This window comes from Pelagicoccus mobilis (genome assembly GCF_016595505.1).
Classification (GTDB): Bacteria; Verrucomicrobiota; Verrucomicrobiia; order Opitutales; family Opitutaceae; genus Pelagicoccus; species Pelagicoccus mobilis.
Map to the genome: position 1 here is coordinate 1 of NZ_JAENIL010000092.1, position 16,306 is coordinate 16,306.

A 16,306-nucleotide genomic window follows, 5' to 3' on the forward strand; every position below is an offset into this window, starting at 1 on the left:
AGCAGCTCTAACTGTGAGCGATCAGCGGTCTTGAAACTCATGGGGAAAAGCTTCTAGCATCGATTGGAGAGAAGCAAGAGTCTGCAACAGCCTGCGAGGCGAAGGAGGAAGCCCGCCGTAGAGCCTTGATCCTGCATTGCGGCCGACTGGGCCAGTCAGCCCTACCCCGCGCCTATTCATAAGGAAAATGCTCTAGGAGCAAAACCTCAGTATCTACGACATAGATACAATTGAACCCTAAGCCAGAAAATCAGAGATGTAGTGCAATAGGTTCTGTTTCTCTTCATCACTTGAAACATCCCCATAAAATGGAAAATGACTGTGATGGCAGTTCCCCCAATCGCTCACTTCAGAGGAAACATATGGATTTCCGCGTATCGCCGCGATTTTTAGGGTAAGCGTGTATTTACTTCCCTGATAATCCTTAGCAACAGCAATGGTCGAAAAAACACCTGAAACCCCAATTTGACAGGGAGTACTGCTGGCCTCTACGCCAGCATCCAACAACTGGGCAAGCAGCCAGTTTACGGTATCGGAAACGACTTTTACCGAATGACCGTTTCCTGAAGCTTTCATCTTAACGATCAGAGAAAGATCGTTAGCTGGTTCTAACGATTCGCTTAGCATTGTGTAATCGTAACTGAGTTCTGAATGAGGATGTGCAGATGTCATGAAACTGACGTTTTGGTTAAAGGAAAAAGTAATAAGTCGTAGCTAGGATTCTCTCTCTTTCACGATCTTCAGTCCGTTCGGAGCGATTCCTCTTAGCTCCGGACGGTACTTTGCGGGATCGAAAGCTGGGTTTGCCTTCGGGCGAACGGCTCTCGAAGCCTTGAGTCTCTCTTCCATGAGCCGATCCAATCGTTTTACGACCTCAGGATGACTCTTCGCCAAGTTCCTAGTCTCACCAATATCTTCCTCAAGATTGTAGAGCAAATATTCATGCTTTCCATCTTCGCCCTCGTGAAAAAGTCGTATCAGTTTCCAAGCACCTTGGTGCACTGACATAGAAGGCGGAAGCCAATCGGGTATCTTCGTTCTCACTGGAAAATAGGTGAATATGGCATCGCGATTCAACTTTCCGCCTAGTAACGCAGGACTGATATCGATTCCGTCCACCACATGGTCTTTCGGTATTTGAACCCCCAACTGAGCATGTAATGTCGGATAAAAGTCAGAGCTCTGAATCACCTCATCGCTCACGGAACCAGGCTCTACCAGTCCTGGCCAAACAACGATACAAGGGATGCGAATCCCGCCTTCGAACATCGTCGCCTTCCCGCCCCTCAAAGGTCCTCCACTCGTGGGAGCCGTAACATACTCGTTCCCTTCCATATCCGTTTCACGGATACCGTTGTAGGCATTGCCTCCATTGTCTGAAGCGAAAATAATAATCGTGTCATCTGCGATATCCGCAGCATCAACATAATCGAGGAGAGCTCCGATCGCGTCATCAAGCGAATGCACCATCGCGGCATAGGTAGGAGACCTTTGAGCACTCTCTGGATCGATCTTTGTACGGTAATAATCAACCAAGCTCTTCTTCGCATCGAACGGAGCATGCACTGAAAACTGCCAGAAGTTCAGATAGAATGGTTTCTGGTCTGCTTGAGACGCCATCCACGCAATCGCCTCTTCGGCCATCCGGTCCTCGATATGTTCCTTTGGTAGATTCGACTTAAAATTCGGAAACGTCCAAGGAGCGACAAACCAACCTCCCGGCCCAGAACCTGGCCAATGCGGGATATCGACATCGAACCCATGTTCGAGCGGACTATACGGCTCCCTGCCCAAATGCCATTTCCCGAAATGGCCCGTAGCATACCCTGCCCCTTTCAATTGCTGCCCCAAAGTTGGAAAGCGAGTATCCAAGCGGTTTGCAGTCTTCACCGCGATCGCCTTTTGCGAGACAGGACCTTTATTCGGCACTACCGGCTGCAGCCGTTCTTCTTTGAGATGATGTGCAGGAGAGACCGAACCATGACGATCTGGAAGCTGCCCTGTCAGCACACTCGCCCGAGTTGGAGAACAGAGAGGGCTATTTGAATACGCGCGATTGAAAAGCATGCCTCGTTTTGCAAGCCGTTCGAGATTCGGAGTCTGATAGAGATCAGTATATCCGTACAAGGTTGTATCCGCCCATCCCAAATCATCCGCGAGGATAAAAATCACGTTCTTCTGCTGGCTAACGAGCGGAGATCCCACACAGCATAGCACAAGCAATAATAGTACGGTTCTATTCTTCATAAAAGTTGCTCGCTTAGTTACGAATCAAGAACTGGTAGCGGCCAGCTACGATTGTTGTATGCATCTCTCCATTACGATTCTCGAACTCAATCTTGCCACCTGAAGGAGCATTTTCCCAGCTCACCCTCTCGGCCTTTTCCTTGGACAAGCGAATAGTCGCGGTCGTATTCGGCGGCACAATCACATCCAAAGAGATCCCCTCTTGCAGCTTTCTCCAGCGTGTCTCCGCTTTGCCATACCGCGTTTCCAAAGCAGCGCTTGCTTGGTCCAACGGCGAATCGAAAAGCGGATTCACAACAAAACGCCTATACCCAGGATCCGACTCGTCCGGAGCAAGACCTGCCAACCTTTCGTACATCCAACGCCCGATAGCGCCGTAGGCGTAGTGATTGAATGAATTCATATTAGCGTCGCCGAAGCCGTCCTTATGGCTATAGCTATTCCAACGCTCCCATATGGTTGTCGCCCCCTGGTCGATTGAGTAGAACCAAGACGGGTACTCGTCAGTGAATAGCAGCCCTAAGGACTCTTCAGTGTACCCAGCTGCATCCAGTACTCTAGGAAGATAGGAGGTCCCGAGAAAACCAGAGTTCAATCGACCATTATCATTCCGAACTAACTCCGCTAGATGGGATGCCAACCTTGGTTTCAGCTCCGCATCAACCAGATCGAAGGCCAACAAGAGCGTGTATCCGGTTTGTGTCTCGACTGGAGTCTTCAAGCGTCCCTCTTCATCTAAAAAATGGCGAGAAACCGCTTCTCTAATGGAATCAACGATCTCCTCGTAACGCTCCGCATCTGCATCGGCTCCAAGGATACGAGCCGATTTCGCGCAAATCATAGCGGTGTATCCAAAAAAGCAGCTTGCGATTAAAGGTCTAGGAGTAGACCCGAAGTTGGAGTTGTCCGGGTTTACCTGCCACTCCAACAAGATGGGCTGCAGCCAATCTCCAAACCCGACATTGGGACCAATGAAATCTTTGCTCCTTCGCAAGTACAGTTCAGCGTATCGCTTCATCGCCTCGAAATTCTCTTCGAGAACAGATACATCGCCTATTTGCAGATAGATTTCCCAGGGAACAATTGCGATCGCATCGCCCCATCCTGGCGACAATACCGGACCGTTCGCGAACGTCCCGACGTTTGGAGCGACCACCGGCAACCTCCCGTCTTCAGCCTGATGCTCCCGTAGAGTCTTGAGCCAACTTTTCCAAAACGCGTGCGTATTGAAATTGAAAAGCGAAGTCGCCGCAAATACCTGGGCGTCGCCGGTCCAGCCAAGCCGCTCATTTCGCTGAGGACAATCGGTCGGAATATCCAAAAAGTTTCCTCTTTGCCCCCATTGAATATTACTTTGCAGCTGGTTTAGCTTCTCATGAGACGATTCGAAATCGCCCGTTTTCTCAAAGCCAGAGTGAAGCACTTCTCCTTTCGCCCAACCCTGCTCTGGGGCGTAGTCTGGATCGTAACCGGAAATTTCCAAATACCGGTATCCAAAAAAAGTAAACGTGGGGCGCCACTCGACAATCCCGTCTGCAGCGGGCAGATAAGTCGCCTGTGAACGCGAGTTTCGATAGTTCTCAGTGTAGAGGGTACCATCCTTTTCCAACATCTCCGCCACCCTAAGCGTGACCTTCTTTCCTTTCTTTACAGGTATACGAACAACAGGCCAGCCCACCATGTTCTGCCCCATATCGAAAACCGCCTCACCTGTATTCAGTACCTGGAGCGTGATGGGGGAAAGCGTCTTACGGACCGATACCGTTTGAAAAGACTTAGGTTCTAGAATCACACCATCCAAAGCCGTAACTCCAACATCCTTGAAGCCATCTGCGTTAAATCCTGGGGAACTCCACCCCGGCAACTCCCGGTCCGCATCATAGTCTTCCCCCCAGTAAATCTCAGATTTGAGAAACGGCCCTTTCTCGTGGACCTTCCATGTCTCGTCACTGACTACGACTTTCTTCGCACCGGACTTTTCCTCGACCTCTAGCTGGCAAAGAAACTCCGGGATCTGCCCCCCTAGACCTCGATTCACATCGCTTGGCCCCTTCTTCCCAATCCCATATCCGACTTCGCCCGCGTACCAACCTTTTGCAATGCGTGCTCCGATTACATTCGGTCCTTCCACCAAGTATTCACTAACATCGTACGTCAGGGTTTCGATTCTCTGAAAATAGTCGGTCCACCCGGGGGTAAAAGCGTCGTTCCCAACCTTTCGACCATTTATTTCGACTTCGAAAATTCCTCGAGCCGTGACATACAACCGAGCACGCTCTGACTCAGAGCCAAGTTCAAACTCCTTTCTAAAATATGGAACGCTACAAAGATCCGTCGGCGGGATCACGATCAACTGACCATCCCAACTCAAACAACTCTTCTCCTGCCCGTCTTCAGTGTAGTGCAAAGCTAGCGCCATCGGACTCCCCGTACGTTTCTCCCGTTCGAAAAGCTCACCTTCTCCAACTCGCATCTCAAAAATCCGATTGGGATCGTCTTCAATTGCAGCAAGAACCCCCTCTGTAATGTCTTTTGAAAAACGAGGGGCACGGCCGTAAACCGCCTTGGTGACTTCGATTCCGGATAAGTCCCTTACTTTCGCTTGGTGGATCCACTTTCCTTGCCAATCCGAATTTGACAACAGTCCGTACTCGACCCCGGCTGATTCGCTCCAAGGCGAAACTTCCTCGTTTTGATCCCAGTATCGAACTCTCCACGACAAACGATCACGCGAAGCAAACGGAGCTCCTCCGTACTCGACATAGAGTGATTGCTCGGAGTCGACCTTCCCACTATCCCAAATAACACGTCCATCATCCGCATCTCGAACTATGATTTGGTAGGCAGTCTGTGCCGCCCCAAATCGTTCATCTTCCAGCTTCCAAGAAAACCGAGGTTCCGGGTCGCCATAACCAACGGGGGCAGAAATACCATCCCCAACAGTCAACCCTTCCGGAGCGTTCGGAACTTCCACCGAACATGCCGTCAACAATAGACTCGCTCCGATGGTGCAGATGAGATTCCTAAACATCACGCCACCTCTACGCTATTTCTCGAGAACCAACTTGCGCTCGGTGAGCGGATACCAGTTTTCGATTTGGTCTTTCAGGTCTTGTACGATGTTCGGATACCGATCTGCAAGATTCACAGTCTCATGCGGGTCACCCACTATGTCGAAAAGCTGGATCGGCTCGTTTCGTGGGTGGATCACATCATAACGGTTCACCTCTCCATCATAAGTCAGGATCAGCTTCCAGCGATCTCGGATACACCAGAGATACATCAGGGATGCTTCCGGGTTATCTAAATCCGCAATGTCATGAGCATAGGAATCTCCAAAGATGATGTCCCGATCAATCGTTTCCCCTTCCTTCGCGTTGGGCAACAGATCGATCCCCGGAAGCCCCTCCGGGATATCCAGTCCCGCAGCGCTCAACACAGTAGGGACAATATCGATACTGCTAACAAGATCACCCTTGATGTCTGCTTCCAACTCGGCTGGCCAGGAAAGCATGATCGGCGAACGCGCCCCTCCATCGTAGACACTTTGCTTCGACTTAGGAGCAAAGCTGGTGAACCAACCTTCGCTAACCTCCGTATCGGCCGTTCTCTGTATCCAACCATTATCACAGACGTAATAAATCAGCGTGTTTTCGCGGAGGCCCTTTTTCTCCAAATGCTCGATAAGTTCCCCACAGGTCTCGTCAAACCACTCGCACATGGCGTAATACTTCGCCAAGGCGGGATCCAAGCCGAGACCTTGGTAGTGCTCCAAAATTCTCGCGGGGGGATTGTGAGGAGTATGCGGTAAAAACGGGGCATACCAAAGATAGAACGGCTTCTCCTCATTCTCAGCCGTTTCGATAAAGGAGAAGATCGGTTCCATTCCCTTTCTACCGATATCTAGGCCCTTGTCTCCATGGCGTGCCATTCCACCTGTATCCCCCTCGGTCATACCATGAGTAAATCCGCCACGCTGATAGCTCCCTTCCCACCACTTTCCGCTCTGATGCGTCAGGTATCCATTACGGGATAAGATCTTAGGAAGCGTATCCAAACGATCGATATTCACGAGCAGTTCGTGCGACAATTCCTTAAACTTTTCCGACTTGCGGTCAGCGAGACGCGTACTCGGGTCATTGCCTGTGATTTTGTGGTCCTTCGCGTAATGGCCCGTGGCGAGCGTCATCAAAGAAGGACGACACAGCGGCGTGGTCACATACGCTCTCGGATAAACGACACTCTCACTCGCAAGTCGATCCAGGTGCGGCGTTCGAATCACATCGTGCCCCATGAAACCGTAATCCGTCCAACTCTGATCATCAGAGAGGATCATCACGATGTTGGGTTTCTTAGTATCTGCAGTCGCAAAAGATGTAAAACAGGCGACCAGAGCAAGACAAGGTCTTGCAAGTTTTCGAAGATCAATGGTCATAGAATAAAGCAGTGGGGTTAAAATCTTAAGTTGCGCACTTACACTCCTGCTTCCAATTCGCCCGCTAGCAAAGGAGGAATGCGGAGTGATTAATTCGTAATACATGCATAGGGGTGATAACGTGCCATGCTCCAATACGTGAAGAGCGACAAGAAACAATCTTTCAAAGAGCTACTTCCCTGTCACCGACATGCAAACTTGACTGTCAAGCGATCTCATGAGACCGGAGTACGAATAGAATTCTTCGCAGGGCGAATTGGGCGGGAGCCAGACTTTGTCCTCTACATCTCCGTTGAGGGAGGCGCGGATGAACGAAAAACGCTCGCGCTGAATCCAGAAATCTCCTGAGCTTTTAAGAGCTCACTGACTTTGCCGCACGCCTCGAATAGAGATCGGCCCCCGACAAGGTTCAACGATTGCCCCACGGCAAAGTATTATAAGGACCTCAGCATCCACAGAGCCCTAGACGAAAGAATCCCTTAAAACAAATGGAGCACCCCGTTATAATCATCAGCCTACTCCTAGCCATCAGCCTGAGTACACTTTGCAGCGGAAAGGAACAGCGTGAGGTCATCGTCAGCCACACCGACGAAAACAATATCCTCCAACTTTTCCGCATGAAGGAAGATGGCTCAGACAGCCGCCAACTCACCCATGGGGCCGAATACTGCGTGCAACCGGCCTGCTCAGCGGATGGGAAAAAAATCGTATTCGTCAAACGCAGCCACCAAGGCATGGCGCTTTGGCTCTGCGACAGGGACGGAGAGAATGCGAAAGAGCTCACTACAAAATCGAAACATATCCTAGTCCCCTCCTGGCTCCCCGACTCGAAACACATCGTTTGGATGAGCGCTCAACCAGGACAAAAGCAGCAAGACCCGGCCCGTGACAGCCAAATCCATATCATGAATACGGATACAGGAGAATCGCGGCGGCTCTTCACTGACCCAGAACAGACGAAATTCAGCAACGGCATGCCCGTCGTCTCGCCCCGAGGAGATCGAATAGCCTTCGTATCCAATCGAGGTGGGCAGATGCGCATCTGGACCAGCAAGCTCGACGGCAGCGACGCCCGAGCAGTCTCTCCCGTAAGCAATGAGTTCGACAAGGCACTCGAACTGCCCATCGAACAAAAAGTCCCTGCCTGGTCGCCGGATGGCCAATGGATCGCCCACTGGGAAGGCGTCGAAATGATCCACATGAGCAAATTCACCGGAATACAAGATCGGGAAAAAGACAGGCGGATCTCCCAAACCTGGAATGTCTGGGTCGTCGGACACGACGGAAACAACAAGCGAAAAATCGGACGCGGCGATGACCCGACCTGGTCACCCGATGGATTTGTAACGCGGGCCTTTCCGGCCCCGAGCAGAGGCGGCCCCAAAGTCGTTATCGAAACCGAGTCTGGAGAGAAGGAACTGGAGATCGTCCCCCGCAAACGAAAATGGGGCCGGTTCGCCTGGCTGCCAGACCCCAGCTGGACTCGCCACGAAATTTATTCAGGTGCCCACGTCAACTCCGCGACAGCCGCGGACTACGACAGTGATGGCGATCAAGAAATCATCTTCTCCGCTGACGGCCAAATCCTCATGTATCACGGTCCCAACTACCGAACGAAACAGATACTGGCAACTTCTGACCCCATTCATCCAAAATTAAAGGCACGCTGCATTCACAGTACTCTACATGACGTCGACGGAGACGGCGACCTAGACTTCGTAGGCTCTTATGTTCGCGGACTCTTTTGGCTCGAATGCCCAAATAAAAACGCCATCAACACAAGTTGGGAGTATCACAAGATCACCGACGATATTCACGGCGTTCACTGTATCCGCTCTTTCGATATAGATGGCGACGGTAGCGAAGATCTAATCGCCAACGACTTTACCCATGAGGAAGGCCCCTACTCCGGCTCCATCTGCTGGTTTAAGCCCACCCTTTCGGAAGACGCTCCAATCACTTGGAGCATCATTCCCATCGCTGATGGAACAGCCATAGGAGGAAGCCACTATTTCGACTTTGGCGACATCAACGGGGACGGTCGCGTCGACTTCACGCTCGGAGCCAAAGGCAAGCCATTCGACGGAGGGAACTACTTCGCTGTCTTTTACGCCCCCGCAGATCCAACTCAACCCTGGCGTCGTGAATCCCTTCCCGATGCAGGCAAGCAAATCGGAGCCACCCATGCGTCACCTGCCGACGTCAATGGTGACGGCAAGATGGATGTGATCGCCACCCGAGGCCACGGCGTCGGAGCCCTTTGGTTTGAAGCCCCGGACTGGACTCAGCACATCATCGACGATTCTATCGCTTCGCCCCATTCAACGGACGTGGGTGATATCGACGGAGATGGCGACATCGACTTCACCACCGTCGGCTTCGAGTCCAAGCTCGCCGCCTGGTACGAAAACGACGGAGCTGGCAACTTCACGCGTCACATCCTCAGTCGCGACCAAATGGCTTACGACACGATGATTACTGATCTCGACGGCGATGGAGATAACGACATTCTGGTAGCCGGACAAAGGAGCCAAAACGTTGTCTGGTTCGAGAACCCGCAAAGGTAAGCGCCTCCTTCACAGGCGCGTCCCTCTGACGTCAACACGCCAGCTTCCGCTCGATCACGGGACACCCGTTTTCAATCGCCACTCTTTAATCCCCACCGTTTCTTCGCAAAATCCAGAAGACTGTTGTGATAGCCATCCGTGCTGAGATCAGGAGAAAGGGTACTCATCCATCGCTTCAAGGCGTGTCGCAGTTCAGCGGTTTTCTCCGGATAAGCGGCGATCACATTGATGGTTTCGTGCTTGTCCTGTCTTGCGTTGAAGGCTCCGGGGTTCTCCATCGTCAGATCGAAAAGCATTTCCTCTCCGTTGTCATGCCTCATGTATTTGAATTTTCCTTGCACGACAGAAGCTGTATTCAAATAGCGCTGATACAAATAGCGATGCGGATCACCTGATTTCTCCCCCTTCAAATAGGGCATCAAATTCACGCCATCCAGCAACTCATCCTCAGCTGGATCTCCACCCGCCAAAGCCACCGCCGTCGCCCCTGCATCCAAAGTAATCACGCCTCTGTCGAAAACCTGAGGTTTCACCACCCCCTTCCAATGCACGATATAGGGCACCCGAGATCCACCCTCGAAGATAATCCCTTTCGACCCCTTCCAGGGATCATTCACCGATCCATCCCATGACCTCGGGCTCGTAGGAGCGCCGTTATCCGCCATGAAAAAGATTACCGTATTCTCAAGCTCTCCCTTTTCTTCCAACAAGCGATAAAGCTCTCCCACGCCATTATCGATCCCCTTCAACAAAGCCAAGCCCTGTTGCCGGACTTCCGCCGCCGTATAGTCCTTGGCGTAATTCCCGCTCTTTTTGTAAGTGAGTTTTTGGTTGTCGTACCCCTTCTTCTCCAGCTCGGACAAAGACAATACTTGTTCCGTCAAAGATGCTGGAGCGTCCAAAGGCGAATGCGGTCCGTAATAAGCGAGGTACAGAAAGAAGGGCTGCCCCTTCCCCGCATTGCGATCGATAAAGGCTCGAGCCAACTCAGACTGCAACCGCAAGCGAAACTTCTCCTTGTGCGCTCCACCTTCGTAAGTTGAATAATTCACCTCTTGATTGGAGAAGGAGTTCCCGTGTACATCGAAGTTCGACCAATATTTGCTCCCAGTTCCTTCCGCGACTTCATCGTATCCAAAAGCTTGAGGTTTGTATGATTGAAATACCTCCTCCGGCACATCCGCCATACCTCTATACCCCTCATTTTCAAACCATTCCTTGGTGTTACGGTTGGGGTCCAGATGCCACTTCCCGACATGCCCGGTCACATAGCCCAGCTTCTTTAATCGTGTCGCAATGGAAATCTGCGTTTTTCTCAAAGGTCCTTCCCCGTTCGAACCGAGACCGAACACCTGCTGATACCTTCCCGTCACGATTCCCGCTCTCGATGGTACGCACTGTGGAGCCGTGCAATAAGCCTGCGTCATCAAAGCGCCTTCATCGGACAATCGCCCGATGTGCGGCATATCCACCTCATCCCGCAGATCAGTCGCCTCCAAGTCGTTGTATCCATGATCATCGGTTACGATGAAAATGATATTCGGCTGGTCAGCGCAAAGCGAGCTACCGACACAGAACACCAACCCGATCAAAAATAATTGTACCCAACTCTTCATTACTCTAATTTTCATACTTCTTGCGATACGTATCCAAAACCTCGTGCGTAATAGTGTATCTCACGTAATTCTACTTCAAATACGGTGGTCTGTAGGGTTCGACAAACTTTTTCGTATTGATCCAATGCTTACGCCACTGCGGAGCGAGTTCCGGGTCATTGTAGTCGGGAGCGGGCATGGTTTCGAGAATCAGCTCCAGCTTCTTGCGGGAGGCGATCACGCGCTCGTCGTATGACGACGTCACATCTTGATAAGCTCCCTCAACCCATTCGTTCCGATTGTCGCCACAATTATAAAAGCGGCCGCGTCCATCGATTAGCTGGTCCTTCGTGCGCAAAAACCGGCACCCAAACCATTGCGAAAAAATCCATTCACGCCCCACAAAGGACTCGCCCTTGATCAAAGGAGCAAAGCTATGCCCGTCAAACACATCGTCCTCCGGCATCGTGCCGCCCGCGAGTTCAACGCAGGTCGGAATCACATCAGTGAAATCGATCAGCTCATAGCAGGCTCCCATTGGCTCTAAAATACCCGGAGCATATACGATGAAGGGCACACGCGGGCCTTTTTCCAGGTCCGGCTTCGACTTTCCGTAAAGGTTCGTCCCGTTGTCGCCCGCATACATGATAACCGTGTTCTCCAGTTGCCCGGTCGCCTTCAAGTGCTCTACAAAGCCGCCCACTTTATAGTCGATATAGCGCAAGCACGCCTCGAAGTCGTTCTGCACCAGCTTGCCGGTCTTCTTCCAACTCTCATCCAACTCCGGCACCACCGGCGGTCCCCACTTGTCGGGATTATCCGGATTGCGCACCCAGTGCGGCAAATTCAGCGGCATATAAACGAACCACGGGGCCTCCGACTTCTCCGCCGTGAATCGATGCAGGTAATCGAAAAGCGAATCCGTACTATGCACGTCTTCCTTCAGGACTCGCTTCCCATCCTCGTCGTTGTCCGAAAACTTCATATCGAAGATGTGTCCGTGATTCACCGTACACCAACGCTGAAACCCATAGCTCTTCACATCCCCAGTCTGCAACTTGCCGATCATCGCAGTCCGGTAGCCATTGGCGGACATTAACGAACCCAGCGTATTGGAAAAACGCTCGCCCACCGGTTTTATGTAGCCGTCTTCTCCTCGAGGATTGATCTGGTTTTCAAACACTTGAGTGCGAAACGGGTATTTGCCGCTCAACAACATTGCCCGCGTGGGAATGCAACGCGGCGTGGCCCAGGCCGTCTTGAAATACAACCCCTGCGTACCCAGCTTCTCCAGCACGGGCGAGGAAGTCTTACCGCCATAGAGCGCATAGTCTCGTGGCGATACGTCATCGGTCAGAATAAAAATGATATTCGGTCGCTCTTTCGCAGTCTCCACAGCTCCAAGGGCTGCTGCCCACCCCAAGGACACAAACAAAAGAAAAAGGGGCTTCCCAAATCTCTTTCTCATAGGCCGTAATCATAACGCCCAGACCCACTGAAAAGATAGTACGATAGTGCCAATCAACCGCATCCAAGTGCACAATCATCAATCTCGGCTTTCAAAATGAAAATCAATGCCTATTTTTAAGGTATCCAAAAAACAATGAGACGAGTCCATTAGCCGAATTATTGCGTTCCCGCCATCATCATTCCGAGTCCCATGCAAAACCCTCTACAGTTTGAACGAAAAATAGTCTTCGGTGACGGCGACTTCCCTTTGAATGTATCCACCTTGGAAAACCACCCCGACTACCCCCTCCATGTACATGACTTCTCGGAAATCGTCATCGTACTCGGAGGCAGTGGAGTGAAAGCCATAAACGACAACAGCTTCCCTCTCAAAGCCGGAGACGTCTTTGTCCTGCACGGCAATCGCCCCCACGGCTTTCGCGACACGGATCAGCTTTCGATCATCAATGTACTTTTCGACCGCAGTCTGCTAGAGGTCAACCAGCTGGAAGTCGTCAAGCTCCCAGGCTATCAAGCGCTCTTCGAAGTCGAACCCGCCCTCATGGAAGTCGGACGGTTCGACCGGCACCTGCAGCTCGACTTCTCCCAACTCACCCGGGTACGAGCACTCACCAACGCAATGGAGATCGAGCTCCACTCCTCTTCTGGCCCCCACAAGATCCAAGAGTACAGCGATCGGGACAAATCCGAACTCGACATACAGCCCATAGATCAAGGTAGCCGCCTAATCGCCCTCGGTCACTTCATGGTGCTCGTCGGCACACTCTCGCGCTGGTACGCAGGGAAACCCATCCAAGACCCTCACAAGACCCACAAGATCGGGAAGGTGCTAAGCTATCTAGAAAACAACTACGAACAAGCCTTCGACATCGATGAACTCACCGAACTATCCGGAATGTCGCGACGCAACTTCTACCGGGCGTTCACCGAACTCACCGGCAAAACCCCCATGTCTTACCTGCTCCACATCCGGATCGCCCGTGCCGCCCACCTCTTGCAGACCACTTCCAAAAACATCACGGAGACCGCCTTCGAATGCGGTTTTGAAGACAGCAACTACTTCTCCCGTCAATTCCGCAAAATCATGAACATGACCCCACGGGCCTACAAAGCGCAACAGGGCCCAAATCAGAGTTTCTAGGCCCAATTAGGTAATGAGCGCCGACTGCCCCACTTCGCTCACAAAGCGAACAACGAAGCAAACGCTGTGTCCGTATCCTCTTCTCACCTACTCTGCAGCACTCGCACTCGTCAAACCGACTGAAACTTCGCTATTCTCCTCCGCAAACACATCCCGGATCGCCTCCAAGTAGCTCATGCCATTCCGCAAATCCGGTTCGAGATAACTCCCCTCAGTCCATTCATTCCACGCATTGATCGACACAAAAGGCGACGGCACAGAGCTTTTCTCCAGTCGCTCTTTAACAATCTCCAAAGCCTTCTTAAAGTTCTCCGGTGTATTGTTGGCAATCGTGTACATAAAAGGATAGCCGCGGTTCTCATAGGCATCCGACTGCACCGTACGCGGCGACGCATCCCAGCCCATGGTTACATTCGGATAATAAGGTTGATCGAACCGCTCCTCCGAATCGTCCCAATATTTCAAATACGCATCGCGAATCGCCTCATATTCCACCTTGGGGAAATCGTCCGGTGCGTAGTGATGGATCCAAACGTACGAATTGATGCTGTCGAAGCCTAAAGCATTCACCAAAGTCTTCGCATCGACCGGTGCTGTTTCGCCAGGCAAAATCGGGTTATTCCAGACGATCGCATTCAAATGCAGATCCTTGAACCCGGCCGCCTTCACCTTCTCGCGAAACAGAGACAACATCTCGCGCGTCTGCTCAACCCCGCCAAAACCTTCCAGCAGTTTCGTCAGTTCATAGATCGAAAAGTAAGGACAGCCATCAATCAGCCAATAGGAGGGGTGTTTAAAGTACCTCTGGATACAGTGGTCGATGATCGTCTCGAAGGTGGCCGGATTCACCGCCCCTGGATACAACATCTTCGCATTCTCCAAGGCATTGTCACAGGCCTTCATCGGGTGAATATCAATCCAGTCGTGATTAGCCCACATTAAAGCGAACTTCATACGATCATTATTCGGAGCATTTAAGAACCCCTCATCCAATCCTCGCTCTAGAAACGGTCCGTCATCATACCAATACCAATCGAAAATAAAGGTATCGATCCCATGGTCCGCAGCCGCGTCGATCTTCTGCGCCATCTGGATAGGATCAGCTTCATCCGTTTCACCCCAAGCTGGCAGATTCGGTTGATGGTGGCCGTCGAAGCGAGGTTCTGCACGTCGCACCAACTCCCACTCTGTCCAATGCGCTCCATGCAGATTTCTATTTCTCGCATCAGAATGGTAGTTTGGAAAGTAGTAAACAGCGACCTCTGCTTTTTGAAAACTCATCGTGGCTACAATACTCTTAATTCCAGCGAGCTACCTTCACTACAGTGCCATCTTTTAGCATTTCGCTGCACAGTACAGAACGTCGCCAGATCTATAGATCACCCATTTTGCTCCTGCCTCTCTCTGGTCAAAAAACGAGCGTTCCACAAACCAGTCACCAACGGATCATCCAGTTCCGAAAAGACCTGGTAAACCTTCTTCCGGTACTCCTTGCAAAGCTCCGAATCCTCGTCCTCAGCGGCCAAATTCTTCATTTCAAACGGATCCGCTTCCAAGTCGTAGCACTCGTCGATATCCGTCGCGTTCCAAATGTACTTGTACCGCCGGTCGCGAATCATCCTCTGACAATACAAACCGAACTGCTGCCCATTGTAGGTACTGAAACCATACTCTCTCGGGGCAATCGCCGGCGTTCCCATCAACTGAGGCAAAAAGCTTTTCCCCTGATACCCTTCCGGAACCGGCAACTCCAACAACTCCAGCAATGTCACCGGAATGTCCAGAAAGTGACTAAGAAAATCGCTGCAGGTACAACCTGCTTCAATCACTCCATCCCAACGAATCACCAGCGGAACATGCGTCTCCTCCTCATACATCACATAATGCTTGTCTATCTGGCGGTGACTCCCCGCCGCGTCGCCATGATCCGTCGTGAAAATGATCAATGTCTTCTCTAGCAGGCCACGCTCCTCCAAAGCCTCGACCACTCGCCCAATCGCGTCATCCACTTGAGAGATCACCCCCAAGTATCCGGACATATAGACCGACCACTCCTCCCAAGTCCAGTCTTCCAACTTCCAGTTTCGAACCTGCTGTTTCTGAATATACGGCTTCCCAACGAAATCGTCCTCGAAATTCTCCCAAGGCGGTATCGACTCAGGTGGATACATCGACGCAAACGGCTCCGCCGGCACGCAAGGCAAATGCGGCTCGGAAAACTCCAAACGAATGTGCCACGGATCCGCACCCTTCGAAAACTCACCCACCGCATCGATACACTTCTGTGCCAAAACATGCGTATGACACGCTTCCACCGGCTGCGTTTCGTAATTTCCGATCGGGAACTCCGGCCAAGGATTATTGGATACCACATGCTTCTCTCCCTTATGCGGCGTCTCGTAATTGTCGTTTGGCGGCTCTTCGAAGTGCTCGTAACCAAAATCCGTAGGATCCAACTCCGGATGCGCATGCCACTTGCCGAAATAGGCCATCCGGTACCCTGCCTCTTTCAACTGTCGCGACCACACCGGGCGATCCGCATCAATCGGCGGAATCGGCAAAGACCCGCCTCCTCCATAATTCCAAAGCCCCCCATGTTGTTCCGGCATCACGCCCGTCAACAAACACTGTCGTGCCGGACAACAACTCGGCAAAGGCGTATAGGCTGAATCGAACTGCATTCCCTTCGCCGCCAAAGCATCGATGTGCGGCGTCTTCACCAACGGATGCCCCGAAAAGCCTAGCGAGTCATACCGCTGCTGATCAACATTGATGAAAAGGATATTCGGTCTTCGATTCATATACTTCAATAAATAGAAACACTAGAGACTGTCATATAATTGTGGGAGCG

General features: G+C 51.6%; 10 protein-coding genes. 2 read left to right on the forward strand and 8 right to left on the reverse strand.

What is annotated here, in order from left to right:
* Positions 1-237: 237 nt before the first annotated feature.
* From JIN87_RS26575 to JIN87_RS26590, 4 genes are read right to left on the reverse strand one after another with little or no spacing between them, the layout of a single operon-like run.
* The gene (locus JIN87_RS26575; protein WP_200359494.1) at positions 238-672 is read right to left on the reverse strand and encodes a hypothetical protein; all 435 of its coding nucleotides are present in this window, start codon (positions 670-672) and stop codon (positions 238-240) included.
* Positions 673-714: 42 nt separating this feature from the next.
* Positions 715-2,247 (reverse strand): sulfatase, encoded by a 1,533-nt coding sequence (locus tag JIN87_RS26580; RefSeq protein WP_200359496.1) that lies wholly within the window; start codon positions 2,245-2,247, stop codon positions 715-717.
* A 13-nt stretch (positions 2,248-2,260) separates the two neighbouring features.
* Positions 2,261-5,278 carry an alpha-L-rhamnosidase gene (locus tag JIN87_RS26585; protein WP_200359498.1) on the reverse strand — a complete coding sequence of 1,006 codons (3,018 nt, stop codon included), beginning with the start codon at positions 5,276-5,278 and terminating at the stop codon, positions 2,261-2,263.
* Positions 5,279-5,293: 15 nt separating this feature from the next.
* A complete protein-coding gene (locus JIN87_RS26590) occupies positions 5,294-6,682 on the reverse strand; it encodes a sulfatase family protein (RefSeq protein WP_200359500.1) in 1,389 nt (462 codons plus the stop codon).
* A 488-nt stretch (positions 6,683-7,170) separates the two neighbouring features.
* Between JIN87_RS26590 and JIN87_RS26595 the strand changes: the two genes are divergently transcribed.
* Positions 7,171-9,249, forward strand: a complete 2,079-nt coding sequence (locus tag JIN87_RS26595) for an LpqB family beta-propeller domain-containing protein (RefSeq protein ID WP_200359502.1) — start codon at positions 7,171-7,173, stop codon at positions 9,247-9,249.
* A 71-nt stretch (positions 9,250-9,320) separates the two neighbouring features.
* Here the strand turns inward: JIN87_RS26595 and JIN87_RS26600 are convergent, their stop codons facing one another.
* Positions 9,321-10,880, reverse strand: coding sequence for a sulfatase family protein (locus JIN87_RS26600; protein WP_200359504.1), 1,560 nt, complete (start codon positions 10,878-10,880; stop codon positions 9,321-9,323).
* A gap of 55 nt (positions 10,881-10,935) precedes the next feature.
* The gene (locus JIN87_RS26605) at positions 10,936-12,312 is read right to left on the reverse strand and encodes a sulfatase family protein (protein ID WP_200359506.1); all 1,377 of its coding nucleotides are present in this window, start codon (positions 12,310-12,312) and stop codon (positions 10,936-10,938) included.
* Positions 12,313-12,504: 192 nt separating this feature from the next.
* Between JIN87_RS26605 and JIN87_RS26610 the strand changes: the two genes are divergently transcribed.
* Positions 12,505-13,455, forward strand: coding sequence for a helix-turn-helix domain-containing protein (locus tag JIN87_RS26610; protein WP_200359508.1), 951 nt, complete (start codon positions 12,505-12,507; stop codon positions 13,453-13,455).
* 87 nt (positions 13,456-13,542) lie between these two features.
* Here the strand turns inward: JIN87_RS26610 and JIN87_RS26615 are convergent, their stop codons facing one another.
* Positions 13,543-14,736, reverse strand: a complete 1,194-nt coding sequence (locus JIN87_RS26615) for a glycosyltransferase WbsX family protein (protein ID WP_200359510.1) — start codon at positions 14,734-14,736, stop codon at positions 13,543-13,545.
* 98 nt (positions 14,737-14,834) lie between these two features.
* Entirely contained in the window at positions 14,835-16,256 is a 1,422-nt protein-coding gene (locus tag JIN87_RS26620; RefSeq protein WP_200359511.1) for a sulfatase-like hydrolase/transferase, read from the reverse strand.
* Between the last annotated feature and the right edge of the window lie 50 nt (positions 16,257-16,306).